16 protein-coding genes are annotated in these 19,956 nt (G+C 73.4%); 13 read left to right on the top strand and 3 right to left on the bottom strand.

Annotated elements, in window-relative coordinates; all coding sequences use genetic code 11:
• Positions 1 to 337: 337 nt before the first annotated feature.
• Positions 338 to 4,225, top strand: coding sequence for a beta-N-acetylglucosaminidase domain-containing protein (locus F7Q99_RS19540; RefSeq protein WP_195911116.1), 3,888 nt, complete (start codon positions 338 to 340; stop codon positions 4,223 to 4,225).
• A gap of 98 nt (positions 4,226 to 4,323) precedes the next feature.
• Here the strand turns inward: F7Q99_RS19540 and F7Q99_RS19535 are convergent, their stop codons facing one another.
• Positions 4,324 to 4,968, bottom strand: coding sequence for an HNH endonuclease (locus F7Q99_RS19535; RefSeq protein ID WP_326846883.1), 645 nt, complete (start codon positions 4,966 to 4,968; stop codon positions 4,324 to 4,326).
• 428 nt (positions 4,969 to 5,396) lie between these two features.
• Between F7Q99_RS19535 and F7Q99_RS19530 the strand changes: the two genes are divergently transcribed.
• The 10 genes from F7Q99_RS19530 to F7Q99_RS19485 all read left to right on the top strand — a co-directional run bounded on the left by F7Q99_RS19530 (position 5,397) and on the right by F7Q99_RS19485 (position 16,010).
• Positions 5,397 to 6,557: a mechanosensitive ion channel family protein gene (locus tag F7Q99_RS19530; RefSeq protein ID WP_456114935.1), complete on the top strand. Its 1,161-nt coding sequence runs from the start codon at positions 5,397 to 5,399 to the stop codon at positions 6,555 to 6,557.
• A gap of 222 nt (positions 6,558 to 6,779) precedes the next feature.
• Positions 6,780 to 7,979: an ROK family transcriptional regulator gene (locus F7Q99_RS19525; RefSeq protein ID WP_407697806.1), complete on the top strand. Its 1,200-nt coding sequence runs from the start codon at positions 6,780 to 6,782 to the stop codon at positions 7,977 to 7,979.
• 185 nt (positions 7,980 to 8,164) lie between these two features.
• The gene (locus F7Q99_RS42630; RefSeq protein WP_326846882.1) at positions 8,165 to 9,007 is read left to right on the top strand and encodes an extracellular solute-binding protein; all 843 of its coding nucleotides are present in this window, start codon (positions 8,165 to 8,167) and stop codon (positions 9,005 to 9,007) included.
• A complete protein-coding gene (locus F7Q99_RS19515; RefSeq protein WP_153463132.1) occupies positions 9,007 to 10,308 on the top strand; it encodes a 6-phospho-beta-glucosidase in 1,302 nt (433 codons plus the stop codon). Before F7Q99_RS42630 ends, F7Q99_RS19515 begins: the two co-directional genes overlap by 1 nt.
• A gap of 79 nt (positions 10,309 to 10,387) precedes the next feature.
• Positions 10,388 to 11,407, top strand: coding sequence for an N-acetylglucosamine kinase (locus F7Q99_RS19510; protein ID WP_153463130.1), 1,020 nt, complete (start codon positions 10,388 to 10,390; stop codon positions 11,405 to 11,407).
• 137 nt (positions 11,408 to 11,544) lie between these two features.
• Entirely contained in the window at positions 11,545 to 12,126 is a 582-nt protein-coding gene (locus F7Q99_RS19505; protein WP_153463129.1) for a hypothetical protein, read from the top strand.
• Positions 12,127 to 12,202: 76 nt separating this feature from the next.
• Positions 12,203 to 12,745 carry a hypothetical protein gene (locus F7Q99_RS19500; protein ID WP_153463127.1) on the top strand — a complete coding sequence of 181 codons (543 nt, stop codon included), beginning with the start codon at positions 12,203 to 12,205 and terminating at the stop codon, positions 12,743 to 12,745.
• Positions 12,746 to 12,849: 104 nt separating this feature from the next.
• Positions 12,850 to 13,374, top strand: coding sequence for a hypothetical protein (locus F7Q99_RS19495; RefSeq protein WP_153463125.1), 525 nt, complete (start codon positions 12,850 to 12,852; stop codon positions 13,372 to 13,374).
• 3 nt (positions 13,375 to 13,377) lie between these two features.
• Complete coding sequence (locus tag F7Q99_RS19490; protein ID WP_195911115.1) at positions 13,378 to 14,559, top strand: MAB_1171c family putative transporter; 1,182 nt, start codon at positions 13,378 to 13,380, stop codon at positions 14,557 to 14,559.
• Between the two features lie 359 nt (positions 14,560 to 14,918).
• Positions 14,919 to 16,010, top strand: a complete 1,092-nt coding sequence (locus tag F7Q99_RS19485) for a hypothetical protein (RefSeq protein ID WP_230210266.1) — start codon at positions 14,919 to 14,921, stop codon at positions 16,008 to 16,010.
• 70 nt (positions 16,011 to 16,080) lie between these two features.
• Here F7Q99_RS19485 and F7Q99_RS19480 read toward each other — a convergent pair whose 3' ends face one another.
• Positions 16,081 to 16,737: a response regulator transcription factor gene (locus F7Q99_RS19480; protein WP_326846881.1), complete on the bottom strand. Its 657-nt coding sequence runs from the start codon at positions 16,735 to 16,737 to the stop codon at positions 16,081 to 16,083.
• Positions 16,734 to 17,909, bottom strand: a complete 1,176-nt coding sequence (locus F7Q99_RS19475) for a sensor histidine kinase (protein WP_153463121.1) — start codon at positions 17,907 to 17,909, stop codon at positions 16,734 to 16,736. The genes F7Q99_RS19480 and F7Q99_RS19475 overlap by 4 nt, the downstream gene beginning before the upstream one ends.
• 132 nt (positions 17,910 to 18,041) lie before the next feature.
• On the opposite strand from F7Q99_RS19475, the gene F7Q99_RS19470 reads away from it, so the two are divergent.
• Both F7Q99_RS19470 and F7Q99_RS19465 read left to right on the top strand, forming a co-directional pair.
• Positions 18,042 to 19,058 carry an ABC transporter ATP-binding protein gene (locus tag F7Q99_RS19470; protein WP_326846880.1) on the top strand — a complete coding sequence of 339 codons (1,017 nt, stop codon included), beginning with the start codon at positions 18,042 to 18,044 and terminating at the stop codon, positions 19,056 to 19,058.
• A complete protein-coding gene (locus tag F7Q99_RS19465) occupies positions 19,055 to 19,897 on the top strand; it encodes an ABC transporter permease (RefSeq protein ID WP_153463118.1) in 843 nt (280 codons plus the stop codon). The genes F7Q99_RS19470 and F7Q99_RS19465 overlap by 4 nt, the downstream gene beginning before the upstream one ends.
• The last annotated feature ends 59 nt before the right edge of the window (positions 19,898 to 19,956 follow it).

The following is a 19,956-nucleotide window of genomic DNA, read 5'->3' as shown; positions in this document are numbered from 1 at the left end:
GCCCGTCGGCTCCGTCACGATCGAGATAAGCGGCCACTCGCGGCTCCTGCGATGTCTCGGCAACGCCTGGTCAGGACGACCACAGTCCTACCCGCGTGACGGCCCGATGACCCTGCGCGACACGAGTGCGGGTCGACCGGGGCCAGGAGGCCGGGCATGATCAAAAAGGACAAACTCGGCATACCCGTCGTCGGCGTTGACACCGGGTTGGGTAGCTGGTGGGCTTGCCCGGATGTGGTCAAGGCCTGGCGAGGAGGCTCCTGTGCAAGCTCGAGTGTCCGTGGTGGCCGGGCGGCGGCTACGGCATCAGTTGGAACAGAGTGCTGCGTTGCGGGAGGTGCTGTATCACCCCGCGGCGTTGGCGGCGCGGCGGGCGACCGCGCGGACGTGCCGTCAGCTGGCGCCGAAGACGGCGGACCGGCTGATCGCGGATCTGAAGGGGACCGAGCCGCTGCTGGCGTCGGTACGGGCCGAGCGGGCCGATCGGGCCGCGGGGCGGCCGGGGCGTCGAACGATGCAGATCGCGGCGGGTGTCGCGGCGGCGGCCGTGGTCGGCGGGCTGATGGCCGGCGTCACGCCGTCGGCGGCGTACGCGGAGGCGTCGGGGCCGGAGGTGGTCAGTACCGCCCCGCAGACGCCGCTGGGGAGTGTGACGAACCCGCAGGTGTTCCCGCGTCCGCAGGAGCAGACCGTGGCGGGCAAGGCGGTCACGGTGCCGGCCGCCGTGACGCTGGTGACCGCGCCGAAGGCGGACCACGGCGCGGTGGACGCCGTGCGCGAGGTGCTGGGGATCGCCGGGGCGACGTCGGTGATCCCGCAGGTCGACGCGGGCGCGCCGGAGGCCGGCTCGCTGGTGGTGTACGTCGGCGGGCCGACCGAGGGTGCGGACGCCACCACGGACCGCGCGCTGCGCGACCTGGCCGTCGCGGCCGGGGGCAAGGACGCCCAGGCGCCGTCGCTGATCGGGATGCCGATCGGCGGCTACGTGCTGTCGGCGGGTCAGCTGCCCGCGCAGGGCGGCGGGACGTACGGCGTGGTGGTGCTGGCGGGCGCGGACGCGGCGGGCACCTTCTACGCGGCGCAGAGCCTGCGCCAGCTGCTGGCCGCGGTGCCGGCCGGACAGGGGCAGGCGCCGGGTGCGTCGGGGCTCGGTCTGCCGGGGATCACGCTGCGCGACTGGCCGTCGGGGGCGCCGGTGCGGGGCACCGCGGAGGCGTTCTACGGCACGCCGTGGACGGCGCAGCAGCGGCTGGACCAGGTGGACTTCCTCGGCCGGTCCAAGCAGAACTTCTACCTCTACGCGCCCGGTGACGACCCGTACCGGCTGTCCCGCTGGCGCGACGCGTACCCGGCGGAGAGGGCGGCGGAGCTGCGCGCGCTGGGCGGCCGGGCGGCGCAGAACCACGTCACGCTCGGCTACGCGATAGACCCGGGGCAGTCGTTCTGCTTCAGCTCCGGCAAGGACGTGGACGCCCTGGTGGCGAAGCTGGACGGGCTGCGCGCGCTCGGCTTCACCGCGTTCCAGCTGCAGTTCCTGGACGTCAGCTACGACGAGTGGCACTGCGGCGACGACCGTTCGGCGTACGGCACCGGGCCGGCCGCCGCCGCGAAGGCGCAGGCCGCCCTGGCGGCCAAGGTGCAGGACCGGCTGATCGCGAAGAACCCGGGCCTGGCGCCGCTGTCGGTCGTGCCGACCGAGTACCACCAGTCGGGGACGACGCCGTACCGCAAGGCACTGGCGGAGGCGCTGCCGGCCGGGGTGCAGGTGGCGTGGAGCGGGGTCGGGGTGATCCCGGAGAAGATCACGGGCACTCAGACGGCCGACACCGCAGGCCTGTACGGGCACCCGCTGGTCACCATGGACAACTACCCGGTCAACGACGCCAGCCCGGACCGGCTCTTCCTCGGCGCCTACACCGGCCGCGACCCGGAGGTGGCCACCCGTTCGGCGGTGATGCTGACCGGCGCGATGCAGCAGCCGGTGGCCTCGCGGATAGCCCTGGCCACGGCCGGCGACTTCGCCTGGAACCCGGCGGGCTACAAGCCGGACGAGTCCTGGCAGGCCTCGCTGCGCTCGCTGGCCGGCCCGACCGGCTCCGGCGCCACGCCCGCCGGGACGGCCCTGTCGGCGGTCACCGCGCTGGCCGGGAACAGCTCCTCCTCGCCGCTGTCGAAGCAGGAGTCGGCCTATCTGACGCCGCTGCTCGACAAGTTCTGGGCCACCGCCGAGCCCACCTCGGGCGCCGGGCCGGACCTCGCCAAGCTCATCGAGGCGGCGGCCCCGCTGCGGGACGCCTTCGGCGCGATGGCCAAGGCCCAGCAGACCCTGGCCGACACCCAGGCGACCTCCGCCCTCGCCGCCGAGGCCGCGCCGTGGCTGGCGCCGCTGCGCGACTACGGGCTCGCCGGGCAGGCCGCGCTGGACATGCTGCTGGCCCAGCACGGCGGCGACGGCGCCGCCGCGTGGAAGGCCCGGGTGGAGCTGAACCGACTGCGCGAGCTGCTGGCCCAGAGCCCTGCGACGATCGGCGCGGGCGTGCTCGGCCCGTTCCTGGAGCGCGCGGTGAAGGCCGCCGACAACTGGGCCGGCGTGGGCGGCGGGCGCGTCACCCCGACGACCACGATGGGCACCGCGCACGACCACCTGCCGGCGCTGATGACCGACGGCGCGGCCGACACCTTCTACTGGAGCTCCGCTCCCCCGCAGCCGGGCGACGCCGTCGGCGTGGACCTCGGCGCCGCACGCCCGGTCGGCAACGTCACCGTGCTGATGGGCGGCTGGGGCGACGGCCCGGACGCGCAGAGCGCGGTCGACGACTACATCCGCGACGGCGTGCTGGAGTACACCAGCGGCGAGGGCGGCTGGCAGCAGCTGGCCGTGGTGAAGAGCCAGAAGACGGTCAGCGCCCAGCTGCCCGCGGGCACGGTGGTACGGGCGGTGCGGCTGCGCGCCACCGCCGCGCAGAAGACCGCCGTGGCGGTGCGCGAGTTCACCGTGACCGCGCCGGACGACGCCCCGGCCAGCGTCACCGGCGGCCCGGCCGCGCTGCCCGGCTCCTCGCCGGCCGCAGTGCTGGACGGCAACCCGGACACCGCGTACCGGGCGGCCAAGCCGCCGACCGCGCAGGACGAGCCGCTGACCGTCGAGCTGGGCTCGGCCCGGCCGCTGGACCGGCTCACCGTGCTGACCGACCCGAGCGTGCGGGCCACCGCGACCGTCTCGGTGCGGCGCCCGGACGGCACCTGGGTGGAGATCGGCACCGTGAACCCCGGCTACAACGAGCTGCCGGCCGGCGGTCAGAGCGCCGACGCGTTCCGGCTGGCCTGGAAGCCGGGCGGCGACGCGCCGGTGGTCAACCAGGTGATCCCCTGGTACGCGGACGCCCCGGCGGCCCGGCTGACCCTGGCCGACCCGTCCCTGGACGTGGTGACCGGCGCGCCCGCGCCCGCCCAGACGCGGGCGACGGTCGAGGCCGGCCGCCCCGAGGGCACCAGCGGCACCATCCAGGCCGACGTGCCGGCCGTCGCGAAGGGCCTGACCGTGGCCCCGGCGGCCGGGGTGACCGTGCCGCGCGGCGGCAAGGTGGGTGTGCCGCTGCTGGTCAGCGCGGCGCCCGGGACGCCGTCCGGGACGTACCAGGTGCCGGTGCAGTTCATGGCCGGTTCGACCGTCGTCAAGCAGGTGCTCCAGGTGCACGTGGTGCCGCCGACCAGCGGCCCGGACCTGGCGCTCGGCGCGAAGGCCACCTCCTCCGGCGACGAGACGTCGAACTTCCCGGCCTCGGCGGTCGCCGACGGCGACCCGAAGACCCGCTGGTCCTCGCCCGCGAAGGACGACGCCTGGGTGCAGCTGGAGCTGCCGCAGGCCGTCCACCTGGGGGCGGCGGTGCTGCACTGGCAGGCCGCGTACGCCGCGTCGTACAAGATCCAGACCTCGGCGGACGGGGTGACCTGGACGACCGCGGCACGGGTGGACAACGGCAAGGGCGGCGACGAGACGGTGCGCTTCGACGCCGCGAACGTCAAGTTCGTGCGGATGCAGGGCGTGTCCCGGGCCACCAAGTACGGCTACTCGCTGTGGGGCGTCGAACTGTACGCGGTGACCCCGCCGGCGCCGCAGCCCGTCGTGCCCCCGGCACAGCCCGGCACCCCGGGCACCCAGCCGAACACTCCGGCCGCTCCCGCGGCGACGCCGCCGGCCGCGGGGACGCCCGCCAAGCAGTAGCCGTCCCGGACGGCGGGCCGCCGCGCTCCCCGGTGGGGTGCGCGGCGGCCCATGAGGCGTACCGGGTGATATGACGGGCAAGCCCTTGTGGAGCGGGGTCAGGCGGAGAGCGGTTCCGGCTGCTCGCCGCGGCGGACGGGGGCGGTGTGGGCGGCGTGCGCCCGGCCGATCGGGACGGAGTGGTTCGGCGAGGTCAGGTCGTGGTGCTCGTACTCGCCCCACTGCGGGGCGCGCAGTTGGTCGGCTCCGCCGTACGGCTCCAGGTAGGGCCGCCAGCGCGGGTCCTTGATCCCAGTGCCGATGATCCGCCAGGCGAGGCCGGAGGGCGGGGCGGGTGGTCGCTTCATCCGCCAGCCGAGTTCGGTGAGGTGGCGGTCGGCCTTGGTGTGGTTGCAGCGGCGGCAGGCCGCCACGACGTTGTCCCACCGGTGCTGGCCGCCCCGGCTGCGCGGAATGACGTGGTCGACGCTGGTGGCGGCGGCCCCGCAGTAGACGCAGCGGCCGTGGTCGCGGGCGAACAGAGCCCGGCGGGTGAGCGGGACGGGCCCGCAGAACGGGACCCGCACGAAGCGGGTCAGTCGGACGACGGACGGCGCCGGAAGGGCGCTGGTGGCGCTGTGCAGAGTGACTCCCGAGTCCTCCAGGCTGACCGCCTTGTGGTTGAGGACCAGGATGAGTGCGCGGCGCATCGATACGACGCCGAGTGGCTCGTAGGACGCGTTGAGGACCAGGACATGCGGCACGGATGCCTCCTTGGACGCCTGCGGCGCGTGGCTCGCGCCGGGACGAGCGGTTGGATCACCCAACGGGTGAGTGATCTCCCCCAGTGTCGCCTTACGCCTTTGTACGGCGCCACCACTCCTGTGTAACGGACCTGACGTGATCTCCGGATGTGGTTTCCGTCATACCCGATATGCCCGGGGGTACGTCCGGTTGCACCCGAGGGCCTCCGCAGTGCCCTCCGGAGGGGCGGAGCGGCCGGTCGGAGCGCTGGTGGGGCGGGTGTCCGCAGGAGCGCACCGGGGCGTTGACGGGGCGTCCGGCGCGTTCCGTGCGCCTTGTGGCGTGTCCGGGTGTCGGTTCCGGGCCCGATAGGCTGGGCCGACGGTCCGTGGGCCGAGCTTGCCGCGGCGCGGGCCCCGCCACGCCCTCTGCCAGGAAGGTCCCGCACGTGTTCCGCTCCGGCGCCACCGGCCTCGCCGACGCGTCCCCGGCGCTCACCTCCCCTGCGACGCCGAGTCCCAATCCGACCGCGCCGCCGCTGCCGCAGCTTGATCTGCGGATCCCGACCAGCACGCAGGAGGTCAGCGACACCACCAAGCAGGCCGCCAGCTGGCTCGACACGCACTGGCAGGAGTGGCTGGCCTCCGGGGTCCGGATCGTCTTCATCATCGTCCTGGCCCTGGTGCTGCGGGCCGTGGTGCGCAAGCTGATCACCCAGCTGATCGCGCGGATGGCCCGCTCGCACGAGAGCCACGACGACCCGAGCCGGATCGGCGGGCTGCTCGCCAACACCGGGGTGGTCAACACGGAGCGGCGCCAGCAGCGGTCGGAGGCGATCGGCTCGGTGCTGCGCAGCGTCGCCTCGTTCACCATCCTGGGCACGGCGGCGCTGATGGTGCTCGCCGCGCTGGGGGTGAACCTGGCGCCGCTGCTGGCGAGCGCCGGTGTGGCCGGTGTGGCGATCGGTTTCGGTGCCCGCAACCTGGTCACGGACTTCCTCTCCGGGGTCTTCATGATCATGGAGGACCAGTACGGCGTCGGCGACGAGATCGACACCGGGGTGGCCACCGGCACGGTGCTGGAGGTCGGCCTGCGGGTGACCAAGCTGCGCGGTGCGGGCGGCGAGATCTGGTACATCCGCAACGGCGAGGTGAAGCGGATCGCCAACATGAGCCAGGGCTGGTCGACCGCGACGGTGGACGTCCAGGTCGGGTACAAGGAGGACCTCGTCCGGGCCGAGGACCTGATCCTGGAGACGGCCGAGGCGCTGGCCAAGGAGACCCCGTACGACGAGTTGGTCTGGGAGCCGGTGAAGATCCTGGGCGTGGAGTCGGTCGCGGCGGACTCGGTGATGATGCGCGTCGAGGCGCGGACGGCTCCGGGCAAGGCCCCGGTGGTGGCGCGTGCACTGCGGCAGCGGCTGAAGTCGGCCTTCGACGTGGCCGGTATCAAGGTCAAGGAGGAGGCGACGGCCACCGGCGTCTCGTTCGCCCTCGCGGCGGATCCGTCGCCGCCGTCCTCGCTGGCCGATCCGACCTCGGCGCGGTACAGGGCGACGGAGCCGATACCGCTCCCGAAGCCGGCGAGCGACGACCTCACCAGGCCGTAGCGCACCGAGTACGAGAGCCCCGCTCCCACTCCGATGGGGGCGGGGCTTCGTGCTGCGCGGGTCACGCTTCGGCACTCTCCGCGCGAAGGGCCATTGACACCCCACCGACGGAGACCGTACGGTCCTTCACGAACGACTGGAAAGTTTCCTAACAGTTCACGGGGAGCGCCCGGAAGCACCGAACCGTCTCCCGCCCGGCGGCCGGAAGAGGAGGATCCGCACGTGACGCACGTGATCAAGACGACCGCCAGGGCTCCCCTCGCCGGCACCCCCAGCCTCCTGCGCGCCATCAACGACCGCGCCGCCCTCGAACTGCTGCTGGAGAACGGCCCGCTCTCCCGCACCCAGATCGGCACCCTCACCGGGCTCTCCAAGCCCACCGCCTCCCAGCTGCTGGCGCGCCTGGAGGCGGCCGGGCTGGTCCTGCCGGTGGGCACCAGCGCGGGCGGGCCGGGCCCCAACGCGCAGCTGTACCAGGTGAATCCGGCCGCCGGTCACGTCGCCGGGCTGGACGTGACCACCGGCGAGATCCGGGTCGCCGTCGCCGACATCACCGGTACCACGCTCGCCGAGCACGTCGTGCCGGTGAAGGGCACCCCGGCCGCCGAGACCGTCTCCCGGGTCACCGCGGCCGTCGCCGGGGCCGTCCGGGAGGCCGGGATCGCCGACCGCGCCCTGCACACCGTGGTGATCGGCGTCGGCGGTGCCCCCGACCCGGTCACCGGCAAGCTGCGCTACGCCTCCCACCTGCCCGGCTGGCACTCGCCGCGGCTGGTCGAGGAGCTGTCCGAGGCGATCGGCGCGCCGGTGTCGATCGAGAACGACGTGAACCTCGCCGCCGTCGCCGAACAGGCCTGCGGCGCGGCGCGGGGCTCGGAGGACTTCGTCCTGCTCTGGGCCGGCGCGGGCACCGGCGCCGCGATCGTCATCGCCGGCCGGCTGCACCGGGGCTTCACCGGCGGCGCCGGCGAGGTCGGCTACATGCCGGTGCCCGGCTCGCCGGTCGTACGGGACGTGCGCCGCCGCAACTCCGGCGGGTTCCAGGACCTCGTCGGCGCACCCGCCGTCCGGGCGCTGGCCCGCCGATACGGGCTCGGTGCGCCCACCGCCGAGGACGCGATCGCCAGGGCCCTGGAGACCCCGGGCGCCGGCGACGCGTTCCTCGCCGAGCTGGCCGGCCGGCTCGCCGTCGGACTCGCCGTGATCGTCGCCGTCGTCGACCCCGAACTGGTGGTCCTCTCCGGCGCGGTGCCGAGCGCGGGCGGGACGAGACTGCGCGCCCTCGTCGAGGACGAACTGGCCCGGCTGTCCATGGCGCGGCCGGAAGTGCGCAGCAGCGCGCTGGTCGGCTCACCCGTCCTGCTCGGTGCCCTGCAACGCGCCGTGGCCACCGCCCGCGAGGCGGTCTTCTCCACCCACTGACACCCACCCGCCGACGCCCACCCGCCGACGTCCACCCGCCGACGTCCACCCGCCGACGTCCACCCGCCGACGTCCACCCGCCGGCGCTCCCCCTGGCACCCGCACCCGCACCCACCTCTCCCCCACCCCGGACGCGGGCGACGAGGCGATGGCGCCTGCCCGCGCACCCCCAGGAGGTCCTCGAAGTGCACTCCACAACCGCCCGCAGAGGCCGCCGCACGATCGCCGCCGCCGGGAGCGCCGTCCTCGCGCTGCTCGCCACCGCCTGCACCGGCAGCAACGAGGCGGGCGGCAACGACGACGCGGCGAGCGGCAAGGACGTCACCATCACCTTCTGGCACGGCTGGAGCCAGGACAACGAGGTGAAGGCGATCGACGACAACATCGCCGCCTTCGAGAAGGCCCACCCGAACATCCACGTCAGGGCCGTCGGCAACATCGCGGACGACAAGGTCAACCAGGCCCTGCGGGCCGGCGGCGACGACGCCCCGGACGTGGTCTCCTCCTTCACCACCAACAACGTCGGCGTGTTCTGCTCGACCAGGGCCTTCGTCGACCTCAAGCCCCTGCTGGCGAGGAGCGGCATCGACGCCGCCCGGACCTTCCCGGCCGCGATGCTCGACTACACGCAGTTCCACGGCAACCAGTGCACCCTGCCGCTGCTCGGCGACGCCTTCGGCCTCTACTACAGGGAGTACGCCGAGGCGGCCCGCATGGACGGCTGCGGCGATCTGCGCACCCTGCTGCGCGTCGTCCTCCCCATGGCCCGGCCGGCCATCGCCGCCGTCGCCCTGTTCCAGTTCTTCTCCTGCTGGAACGACTACTTCGGCCCGCAGATCTACGCCAGCGAGAACCACGCCGCCTGGACCCTCTCCTACGGCCTGGAGTCCTTCAAGGGCGCGCACCACACCAACTGGAACCTCACCATGGCCGCCACCCTCCTCGTGATGGCGCCGGTGATCGTCCTCTTCTTCTTCGCACAGAAGGCCTCCGTCGAAGGCGTGACACTGACAGGGGTCAAGGGCTGATGTCCGCACTCGGGTCCACCCTCAAATTGGCCGTCGTCGGCGGCGGTTCGACGTACACCCCGGAGCTGGTCGACGGCCTCGCCCGGCTGCGGGACGTTCTGCCGGTCGGCGAGCTGGTGCTGATCGACCCGGCCGCCGATCGGCTGGAGCTGATCGGCGGCCTGGCCCGGCGGATCTTCGCCGGGCAGGGCCACCCTGCGGTCGTCACGACGACCGTGGACGTCGGGGCGGGCGTCGCGGACGCCGACGCCGTGCTGCTCCAGCTGCGCGTCGGCGGGCAGGCCGCCCGCCATCGGGACGAGACCTGGCCGCTGGAGTGCGGCTGCGTCGGCCAGGAGACCACCGGCGCCGGCGGACTCGCCAAGGCGCTGCGCACCGTCCCGGTGGTGCTGGACATCGCCGAGACGGTGCGCCGGATCAACCCGGGCGCCTGGATCGTCGACTTCACCAACCCGGTCGGCATCGTCACCCGGGCCCTGCACAGCGCCGGGCACCGGGCCGTCGGCCTGTGCAACGTCGCGATCGGCCTCCAGCGCAGGTTCGCGGCGCACCTCGGCGTGGACCCGGAGCTGATCCGGCTCGACCACGTCGGGCTCAACCACCTGACGTGGGAGCGCGGGGTCACCCTGCTCGACGCGCCAGGTGCCGGTGGTGGACGGGAGGTGCTGCCGGAGCTGCTGTCCGCGTACGGCACGGAGATCGCCGAGGACCTGCGCCTGCCGCGGGCTCTCCTCCAACGGCTCGGCGTCGTACCGTCCTATTACCTGCGGTACTACTACCAGCACGACGTGATGGTCGAGGAACTCAGGGCGCAGGAATCGCGGGCCGCGCGGGTCGCCGAGATCGAGCGGCAGCTGCTGGAGCTGTACGCCGACCCGGTCCTCGACACCAAGCCCGAACTGCTCGGCCGGCGCGGCGGCGCGTTCTACTCCGAGGCCGCCGTCCAGCTGATCGCCGCGCTGCTCGGCACGCGTGGCGGGACGTCCGTGCAGGTCGTCAACACGCGCAACGACGGGGTGCTGCCGTTCCTGCCCGACGACGCCGTCGTCGAGGTCCCGGCCGAGGTCGACGCCGCCGGCGTCCGCCCGTTGCCGCAGCGGCCCGTCGAGCCCCTGTACGCCGGGCTCATCGCCGCCGTCACGGCGTACGAGCACCTCGCCCTCGACGCCGCCCTGCACGGCGGGCGCGACCGCGTCTTCGACGCCCTGCTCGCCCACCCCCTGGTCGGCCGGATCGAGCTCGCCGACCGGCTGACGGACCGGCTGCTCGCCCACAACCGCGAGCACCTCGCCTGGGCCTGACGCACCCCGTTCCGGTCCGCCGGACCGACCATCCCCGGCCGACGACCACGGCCGGGCACGTACGAGCCGCGGGGACCCGATGACCCACCAGCCCGAACCGCTCCTGCCCGGTGTCCTCGCCATCGACGCGGGCAACTCCAAGACCGACGTCGCCCTGATCGGCGCCGACGGCACCATCCGCGGCACCGCCCGCGGCGGCGGCTTCGCACCGCAGAGGATCGGCGGCGCGGCGGCCGTCGCCGGCCTCGCCCCGCTCGTCGAGGAGGCCGCCGCCGCGGCCGGGTACCCGTCCTGGAGCGGCGTCCTGACCGGCCACGTCAGCGCCTGCCTCGCCAACGCCGACCTCCCCGTCGAGGAGGAGGCGCTGCGCGCCGCACTGGAATCCCACCCCTGGGGCGCCGGCAACACCGCCGTCAACGACACCTTCGGCCTGCTGCGGGCCGGCACCGACGGCCCCCGCGGGGTCGCCGTCGTCTGCGGCGCCGGCATCAACTGCGTCGGACTGCTGCCGGACGGCCGCACCGCGCGCTTCCCCGCCCTCGGCCAGCTCACCGGCGACTGGGGCGGCGGCGCCGGACTCGCCGGCACCAGCATGTGGCACGCCGTCCGGTCCGAGGACGGCCGCGGCGGGCCCACCGCGCTCGCCCGGGCCATCGCCGAACACTTCGGCCTGCCCAGCGCCGGCGCCGTCGCCGAGGCCGTCCACCTCGGGCAGCTGCCGGCCACCCGGCTGCACGAGATCGTCCGGGTGCTGTTCGCGGTCGCGGGCGAGGGGGACGCGGTGGCGCTGGAGCTGATCGACCGGCAGGCCGACGAGATCGTCCGGCTCGCCGTCGTCGCACTCACCCGGCTCGAACTCCTCGATGTGCCCACGCCGGTGGTGCTCGGCGGCGGGGTCCTGGCCGCCCGGCAGCCGCTGCTGCTCGACAACCTCACCGCCCGCCTCGCCGAGGCCGCGCCGCTGGCCGAGCCGCGGGTCGTCGTCGCCCCGCCGGTGCTCGGCGCGGCCCTGCTCGGCCTCGACCGCCTCGGCGCCGACGACCGGGCGCGGGCCCGGCTGCGCGAGGCGTACGAGGCGTCCCGGCCGGTCGCCGCGTAGCGAGGCCGGTCCCTGCTTCCCTTGCTCGGCCCCACCCGCCGCCGGGAGAACCACGCGCCGCCGGGAGAACCACGCGTCCCGTCGCACACGTGTACACGGGTGTCCGCGTCCGCCACGCCGTCGGGGAGACTGGTGCCATGGCCGCGCCCCGAATCCTGCTCACCGCACTGCTCGCGTGTACCGCCGCGGTCGCCGCCACGGCCGGCCTCGCCGCCTGCACCCCCGCGGACGACAACCCCACCGTGGCGGCCGCCTCCGCCGAGATCGACGACACGGACGACGACGACCTCGCCTCCCCGGCGGACGCGCCCGACGACACCGCCGAGGCCCCGACCGCGTCGTCGGGCGCGTCCGCCACCGACGCCTGCACCGAGGCGGGCGAGCGCCCCGGCCACCGCGTCCTCCAGGTCATCGCCGACGAGCCCGGCGAGCTGACCGCCCTGGCCACCCGGTACGTCTGCGCCTCCGACCGGTACCAGGCCGTGGGCAGCCCCGAGCGCCACACCTTCGCCACGGCCGGCGTCGACGCCACCCTCGTCGACCGCCCGCACGGCGAACCGGCCAAGCCCGTGCCGCTGCCCGACCTGCTCGGCCACCTCGACGACTGCCTCGCTGACCGCGCACCCGCCGCCCCCTACGGCTGCTACGGCAACACCTACGACGTCGTCCTTGACTCGCACGGCCGCATCATGCGGATCGCCGAACTCGACCACCCGTAGCCCTCCGGCAGACCGTGTTCCCAGACGCGCCGCTCGCGATAGGTTGGTGCCCCAATCGATCGGAGGGGCGAGCGACGTGCGTGCAGACCAGCCGAACGGCCCCGGCGACGCGGCCGGTACGGACCGTTCGCCCAGCCGTGCCCGCGCCATCGCCGACAAGATCGAGAACCTGCTCGCCCGCGAGGCCGCCCGGGCCGGCGGACGCCCCCCCACCTACCGCGAACTCGCCGACCGGATCAACACCCTGGCCGGCCGCGACGTCATCTCCAAGGACACCATCCGCAACCTCCACCACGGGGTGACCCAGAAGGGCCAGAGCCCGAACCCGACCGTCGACACCCTCGACTGGCTCGGCCGCGGCTTCGGCATCCAGCAGGGCGCGGCCTACTTCCTGGACGACAGCAGAACCGCCGACGTGGACGAACAGCTGGACCGGCTGGACAAGTTCGGCGACCTCCGACAGGCCCTCGGCAACTCCGAGGTCGTCAGCCTGGTCAAGCGCGCCTCCGGCCTGTCCGACGGCAGCCTGCACATGCTCCTCGCGCTCGCAGACCGGCTGAAGAGCCTGGAGGAGGGAGCGTCCGGCGGGGCCGGCCCCGGCGCTCCGAGCGGAATGTGACTCTTCATCAGATTCCTGTTCAGATCTCCCGTTCAGATGTCCCGTCCGGATTTCCCCGCCTTTCTTCCCGCCTGCTCGCCGCTGAGTGAAGGAACGTTTCCCGCATGCCTCTTCCCCGCGGCCTCCGCAGGCGCTGCGAAGGCATCCTGACGACGCTGGACCTCCCCACCCCGTTCACCGTCGAGGGGTTCCGCGCCTCGCTCGAACGCCACCGGGGCCGGCCGATCGCGATGGAACCCCTGCCCGTCCTCGGCCACGACGCTCCCTGCGGGCTCTGGATCGCCCTCCCCAGCATCGACGTCGTCTTCTACGAGCAGCACACCACCCCGGCCCACCAGGACCTCATCAAGCTGCACGAACTCGGGCACGTCGCCTGCGAACACACCGGCGTGCTCGAACTGCGCCACCTCACCGGCCTGATGCCGGACCTGACCCCCGAGTTCGTCGCCCAGGCCCTCGGCATGGGCCGCACGAGCTACACCACAGTCGAAGAACAGGAGGCGGAGATGATAGCCCTGCTGCTGGCCGATCTGGCGGGCGCCGACCGCGCGAGGACGGAATCCTCCCAACGGCTGGTCGACAGCATGCTCAGCCCGATCGCACGGCTCCGACGCCGACGGCGAGGCTGAGCCGTGCTCCGATCGGTGTTCGAGATCCTCATCCCCGCCCTGCTCTGGACCGCCGTCATCTGGCGCGCCCCCTGGGCCTTCCGTTCCCCCGCCACCCGCGCGCTCTGGGGCACCCTGATCACCATGGCGCTCGCGCTCACCACCCGGCCCGCGCCCGTCGCACGGTTCCTGGAGGACGGCACCGGGCTCCCTGAGGTCTCCGTCCTCATCAAGCACCTCCTCGGCATCGCGGCCGCCACCTTCCTCCTCGACTACGTCTTCGCCATCCGCGGGCGGCCGGGCGAGGGCATCCAGTCCATCCGGGTCAGGCACGCCGCCGCGGGGGTGGCGTGTGTGGTGATGGCGGTGCTGTCGATCTTCTTCTTCCGGCACGAGGACATCGGCCCCGACGGCATCGACGCGCACTACGGCGACCGGCCCGTCCAGCTGTACCTGACCGTCTACTACCTGTTCTTCTTCGCCTCGACGCTGCTCGCGTGCCGGCTGTTCTGGTCCAACCGGCTCAACGTGCCCGCGGGGCTGCTCCGCACCGGGGTCCGGCTGATGGCCGCGAGCACCGGCATCGGGGCCGTGTACGTGCTCTACCGCGTCTACTACATCGCCACGCACACGGTCGTGGCCGTCGACGCGGTCACCGGGAAGCCCGTCAGGCCGGTCGAGCCCATCGGCGAACTCCTCCCCGCGGTCGCCGCCATCCTCCTCGTCCTCGGCATCTCCATGCCGCCCGTCCGCACGGTGAGCCACTACGTCCGCGACCAGTACGCGATGTGGCGGCTCCACCCGCTCTGGGCCGACCTCGTCGCCGTCGCACCCCAGGTCGTCTTCGGCACCCCGGCGGGGCGGGTGCGCAACCTGTTCGTCCTCGGCGACCGTTCCCTGGACGTCGCCCACCGCGCCTTCGAGATCCGCGACGCCGCCCTGGCGCTGCGCGACACGGTGCCGTCCGCCGACCCGAGCACCGCCGTCGCGACATCGGACTCCCCGGCCGTCGACCAGGCCCGTGCCCGCACCGAGGCCCTCTGGCTCCACGCCGCCCTCCAGCACCACACCACCGGCCGACCGCCCGCCGGCGGCATGCCCCCCGAGCCCGACCACCCGGGCGGCGCCACCCCGCAGGAGGAGATCACCTGGCTCCTGAAGGTCGCCGCGGCCTACCGGCGGCTCCCGCCGGCCCGGCAGGCCTGACGACTCAAGGCGAGGGACCTTCCCGCCATCTGACCGACCATTCCTCCGCAGCCCCGGCCGGGCGTTCCCGGCCGGGGCTGCGGCGTGTCGTGTGGAGGGGCCCCCATACTGTTCAGCCCTCTCCTCAACTGTTGATAGACGGCTGCGCTACGCGCATCAACATGCCCTGAGCTGCGCGTTTTTGAACTTCGCTACGGTTCGCCTGAATTTCCTTTACTTCCGCCCTCGTTGACCCTCTTTCAACGGCTCTGCTTTGCTTCCGGCCGTCGACGGCATGTCGGCTCCCCTTCGTCCCCATGCACTGCCGTCGCCGCTCCCCACACACACGCGTGCGCCGGCAGCAGAGAGGAACCCTCACGATGGGCATGTCCCCCACCTCGAAGGTCCTGACCGGCCTTTCCTCCATCGCACTCGCGGCCGCCGGATTCGCCGCCGCTGCCCCCGCGCAGGCGGACCAGCCGGTCAGCGAGTTCGCCGGGCACACCCACCCCTACCGGCACGGCGTCGTCCCCACCAAGGAGGCCGCCGCCGGCGCCGCCGGGAAGCGGACCTCGAACCTGCACTACGGCGGCGGTGTCGACGGCATCGGCGTCACCACCGGCACCCCCAAGGTCTACCTGGTCTTCTGGGGCTCCCAGTGGGGCACCCAGGGCACCGACGCCAACGGCTACACCACCCTCTCCGGCGACCCGTCGGGCGAGGCCGTCCGCGCGCAGCAGCTGTTCAAGGGGCTGGGCACCAACGGCGAGACCTGGTCCGGCGTCATGACCCAGTACTGCGAGGGCATCGCCTCCGGCTCGACCAGCTGCCCGTCCACCGCCGCCCACGTCGCCTACCCGACCGGCGGCGCACTGGCCGGCGTCTGGGTCGACACGTCCTCGGCCGCGCCGGGTCAGGCCACCGGCAACCAGCTCGCCTCCGAGGCCGTGAAGGCCGCCGGGCACTTCGGCAACACCACGGCGGCCTCCAACCGCAACGTACAGTACGTCGTGCTCTCCCCCACGGGCACCCACCCGGACGGTTTCAACACCCCCTCCGGCACCTTCTGCGCCTGGCACGACTGGAACGGCGACACCACGCTGTCCGGTGGCGCGGCCCCGTCCCCGTACGGTGACGTCGCGTTCACCAACGACCCGTACGTCACCGACATGGGCACCTCCTGCGGCCAGAACTACGTCAACAGCGGCAGCGCGGGCCTGCTGGACGGCGTGACCATGGTGTACGGCCACGAGTACTCCGAGACGATCACCGACCAGAACCCGGCCGGCGGCTGGACCGACTCGACCGGCTACGAGAACGCCGACAAGTGCGCCTGGAAGGGCACCGGCGGCGTCGGCGGCGCGCAGAACGTGAACTTCGCGACCGGTTCGTTCGCCATGCAGGGCACCTGGTCGAACGACTACAACGGCGGCGCTGGCGGCTGCCAGATCGCGCACCCGATCGTCCCCTGACGATCTGCCGGGAGCGAGCGCCGGGGTGGGCCTTGGGGCCCGCCCCGGCGCTCGTCCGTGGGCGGCGGGCTCAGGACGGTGCGACGAGCCCGAACTCGTAGGCCTGGATGACCAGGTGTACCCGGTCCCGGGCGTCCAGCTTGGTGAACAGCCGGGCGACGTGCGCCTTGGCGGTGGCCACGCTGATGGAGAGTTCTGCCGCGATCTCGGCGTTGGAGAGTCCGCGCCCGACCAACGTCAGCACCTCGCGCTCGCGTTCGGTGATCCCGTCGGCGACCGAACGGCGACTCCGAGGAGGCTGCGGGCGGGCGGCGAACTCGCCGATCAGGCGGCGGGTGACGCTTGGGGCGATCAGGGCGTCCCCGGCGGCGACGACCCGGATGCCGTCGAGGATGGTCTCCAACGCAAGGTCCTTGACCAGGAAGCCGCTCGCCCCGGCGCGCAGCGCGCCGTACACGTAGTCGTCGTCGTCGAAGGTGGTGAGGACGAGTACGTGGGTGGCCACGCGGGGGTCGGCGGTGATCCGGCGGGTGGCCTCGATGCCGTCCATGCCGGGCATCCGGATGTCCATGACGGCGACGTCCGGGCGCAGCCGGGTGACCAGGTCCACCGCCTCGGCGCCGCCGCCGGCCTCGCCGACCACCTCCAGGTCCGGGGTGTCGGCGATGAGCACCCGCAGGCCGGTGCGGATGAGCGGCTGGTCGTCGACCAGGACGACGCGGATCACGGTCCCACCTCCACGGGGAGCGGCAGTCGGGCGGCGACGCGGAAGCCGCCTTCGGGGCGCGGGCCGGCGCTGAACTGGCCGTCCAGCAGGCTGACCCGCTCGCGCATGCCGGCGATGCCGTAGCCGGAACGGGCATCCGGAGCGGCGCCGACGCCCAGGTCGACGACGGTGACGGCGACCTCGTCCGGGCGGTAGTCGACGGTGACGTGGCAGTCGCGGGTGCCGGAGTGCTTGACCACGTTCGTCACCGCCTCCTGGACGATCCGGTAGGCGGCGAGGTCGACGTCGGACGGCAGCGCGCGCGGCTCGCCGCCGCGGGTGACCGCGACGCGGACGCCCGCGCCCGCGGTCTTCTCTACCAGCCGGTCCAACTCGGCCAGCCCGGGCGCGACTTCGAGAGGCGCCGACTCGGACTCGCCCTGCCGCAGCGCGCCGAGCATGCGGCGCAGCCCGGCGAGGGTCTCCCGGCTGGTGGCCTCGATGGCGTCGAGCGCGTTGCGGGTCTCGGCGGGCTGGGTGTCCATGACCCGGCTGCCCATGCCGGCCTGGATGGCGATGATGCCGATGTTGTGGGCGACCATGTCGTGCAACTCGCGGGCGATGCGTAGCCGTTCGGCGGTGACGGCCTGCTCGGTGGCGCGGCCGCGCAGGGCCTCGGCGTGGACGCGGCCCTGGTGGACCGTGTTGCCGACCAGCCACGCGATCACGACGGTCGCGGCGAGGCCGCCGAAGGCCATCGGGTTGACGGGGTACTCGTGGACGGCTCCCCAGACCACCATCGTGCCGAGCATGACGGCCGGCATCCCGGCGGCGTACAGCGAGACGAGGCGGGAGCGGGTGGCCGCGCAGTAGCCGACGATCACGTCGGCGATCAGGAACTGCACCACCGGCGTCTCCTGGACCCCTCTCATCCCGAGGGTGTAGGCGCAGCCGGCGAGCGCCACCGCGACGGCGGCCGGCGGCAGCCGGACCAGCAGCGCCGCGACCAGCGTGGTGACCACCGCGGTGACCAGGAACGGCATGTCCTCCAGGTTGCCGTCGTAGCGGAGGAGCTGGTGCAGTTCGTCGTCGCGGGTGAACACCCGGAACACGATGACGGTCGTCCAGAGCGCCGCCACCCACGCGCCCGCGGGCAGGCGCCTGAGCAGCGGCGGACGGGGGTCGGTGATCATCGCCCGATCGTATCGACGGGTCATGGCACGGCACATTGACCCGCGGGCGTAATCCCCCGGGCCACTCCCCCGCCCCCGGTTGTGTCCCGCCGCCCGATGCCCGCCGAAGGCCCGAACGGCACGGTTGTCCCCGTGATCGAGATCGAGCGACTGAGCAAGCGGTACGGCGACACCGTCGCCGTCGACGACCTGTCCTTCACCGTCCGGCCGGGCACCGTCACGGGCTTCCTCGGCCCGAACGGCGCCGGCAAGTCCACCACCCTGCGGATGATCCTGGGGCTCGACGCGCCCACCGGAGGCACCGTCACCGTCGACGGCGTGCCGTTCGCCGGCCGGCCGCGCGGCCTGCGGCACATCGGCGCGCTGCTGGACGCGCAGGACGTGCACGGCGGGCGCAGCGCCCGAGCACACCTGTCGGCGCTGGCCCGCAGCAACCGGATCCCGCTCGGGCGGGTCGAGGAGGTGCTGCACGAGGTCGGGCTCGCCAAGGCCGGCGGGCGGCGGATCGGCGGGTACTCGCTGGGCATGAAGCAGCGGCTCGGCATCGCCGGCGCACTGCTCGGCGACCCGCCCGTGCTGCTGTTCGACGAGCCGCTGAACGGGCTCGACCCGGAGGGCGTGCTGTGGGTGCGCGGGCTGTTCCGGCGGCTCGCGGAGGAGGGGCGGACGGTGTTCGTCTCCAGCCACATGATGGCGGAGATGGAGCACACCGCCGACCGGCTGGTGGTGATCGGGCGCGGGCGGCTGATCGCCGACGAGAGCCTCGCGGACTTCTCCGCCCGGCATGCCGATGCTCACGTCGCCGTGCGGACGCCCCGACTGGGTGCGTTGACGGCCGTGTTGGCCGGCGAGGGTGCGACGGTGAGGCCTTCGGGCCGGGAGGAGGCAGTGGTGACCGGGCTGCCCGCCGCGCGGATCGGTGAACTGGCGCTGCGGCACGGCGTGGTGCTGCACGAACTCGCCTCCCGTACGTCCTCCCTGGAGTCGGCGTTCATGGCGCTGACCGCCGACAGCGTCCAGTACCTGGCGGGCGAACACCCGGCAGTGGATTGCCCGGCGGTCGGATTCCCGGCAGGCGAATACCCAGTAGTGGAGTACCCAGTAGTGGAATACCCGGCTGTCGAGTACCCGGCAGGAGATGCCCGATGAGTGCGATGACCCTAGCCCCGGCCGAGCCGGCACCCCGGTTCACCGACCTGCTCGCCGCCGAGTGGATCAAGCTGCGCTCGCTGCGGTCCACCTACTTCGTGCTCGCGTTGGCGACCCTGGCCGCGATCGCGATCAACCTCAACGGCGTCCACTCGGACCTGGTCTACATCGACCAGCCGCCCCCGGAGCTCGACGGCTTCCGGCCGTACCGGTACGACCCGCTGTTCCACGGCCTCAGCGGCATCGCGGGCGACGTGATGGCGCTCGCGGCCGGCAGCCTCGGCGCCATCACCGTGTTCGGCGAGTACACGACGGGGATGATCCGCACGACCTTCGCCGCCGTCCCGGACCGCCGGGGCGTGGTCGCGGCCAAGGTGACGCTGGTCGCCGGGATCACGCTGCTCGCCGGGACGATCATGTCGGTGGCGTCCTTCTTCGGCTCCAACGCCATCGTCGCCTCCCGGCACGTCGGGCTCTCCATCGCCGACGAGGGCTGCCTCCGGGCCGTCCTCGCCTACGCGGTGGCCGTGCCGGTCTGCGGTCTGATCGGGATGGCCTTCGGCGCCGTGCTGCGGCACGCGACCGCCTCGATCGTCTCGCTGGTCGCGCTGCTGTTCATCGTGCCGCTGCTGTTCGGCGGCGATCGCTACCGGTGGCTCAAGGAGATCGGCAACCACCTGCCGCTCCGTGCCGAGAGCCGGCTGACGATCAACCCGAACTCCGCCACGACGATGGGCCGGTACCCGCCGACCGTCCTGGAGTCCTGGATCACCCTGGCGGTGTGGGCCGCCGTCGCGATCGTGGTCACGGTCGCCGTGGTACGGCGGCGCGACGTTTGAAGGGCGGGACGTGTGAGGGCGCGACGTGTGAGGGCGGGACGTGTGAGGGCGGCTGGGCC

The sequence above is a fragment of the Streptomyces kaniharaensis genome (assembly GCF_009569385.1).
In the GTDB taxonomy this organism is placed as follows: domain Bacteria; phylum Actinomycetota; class Actinomycetes; order Streptomycetales; family Streptomycetaceae; genus Kitasatospora; species Kitasatospora kaniharaensis.
The sequence above is the reverse complement of the archived record's forward strand: the minus strand, read 5'-3'. Positions and strand labels throughout refer to the sequence as shown.

Bases quoted from the DNA above. Each gene is read 5' to 3' on its own strand.
- F7Q99_RS19465 (WP_153463118.1), top strand. From the start codon at position 19,055: ATGAGTGCGATGACCCTAGCCCCGGCCGAGCCGGCACCCCGGTTCACC.
- F7Q99_RS19505 (WP_153463129.1), top strand. From the start codon at position 11,545: ATGGCCGCGCCCCGAATCCTGCTCACCGCACTGCTCGCGTGTACCGCC.
- F7Q99_RS19485 (WP_230210266.1), top strand. From the start codon at position 14,919: ATGGGCATGTCCCCCACCTCGAAGGTCCTGACCGGCCTTTCCTCCATC.
- F7Q99_RS19515 (WP_153463132.1), top strand. From the start codon at position 9,007: ATGTCCGCACTCGGGTCCACCCTCAAATTGGCCGTCGTCGGCGGCGGT.
- F7Q99_RS19475 (WP_153463121.1), bottom strand. From the start codon at position 17,909: ATGATCACCGACCCCCGTCCGCCGCTGCTCAGGCGCCTGCCCGCGGGC.
- F7Q99_RS19495 (WP_153463125.1), top strand. From the start codon at position 12,850: ATGCCTCTTCCCCGCGGCCTCCGCAGGCGCTGCGAAGGCATCCTGACG.
- F7Q99_RS19510 (WP_153463130.1), top strand. From the start codon at position 10,388: ATGACCCACCAGCCCGAACCGCTCCTGCCCGGTGTCCTCGCCATCGAC.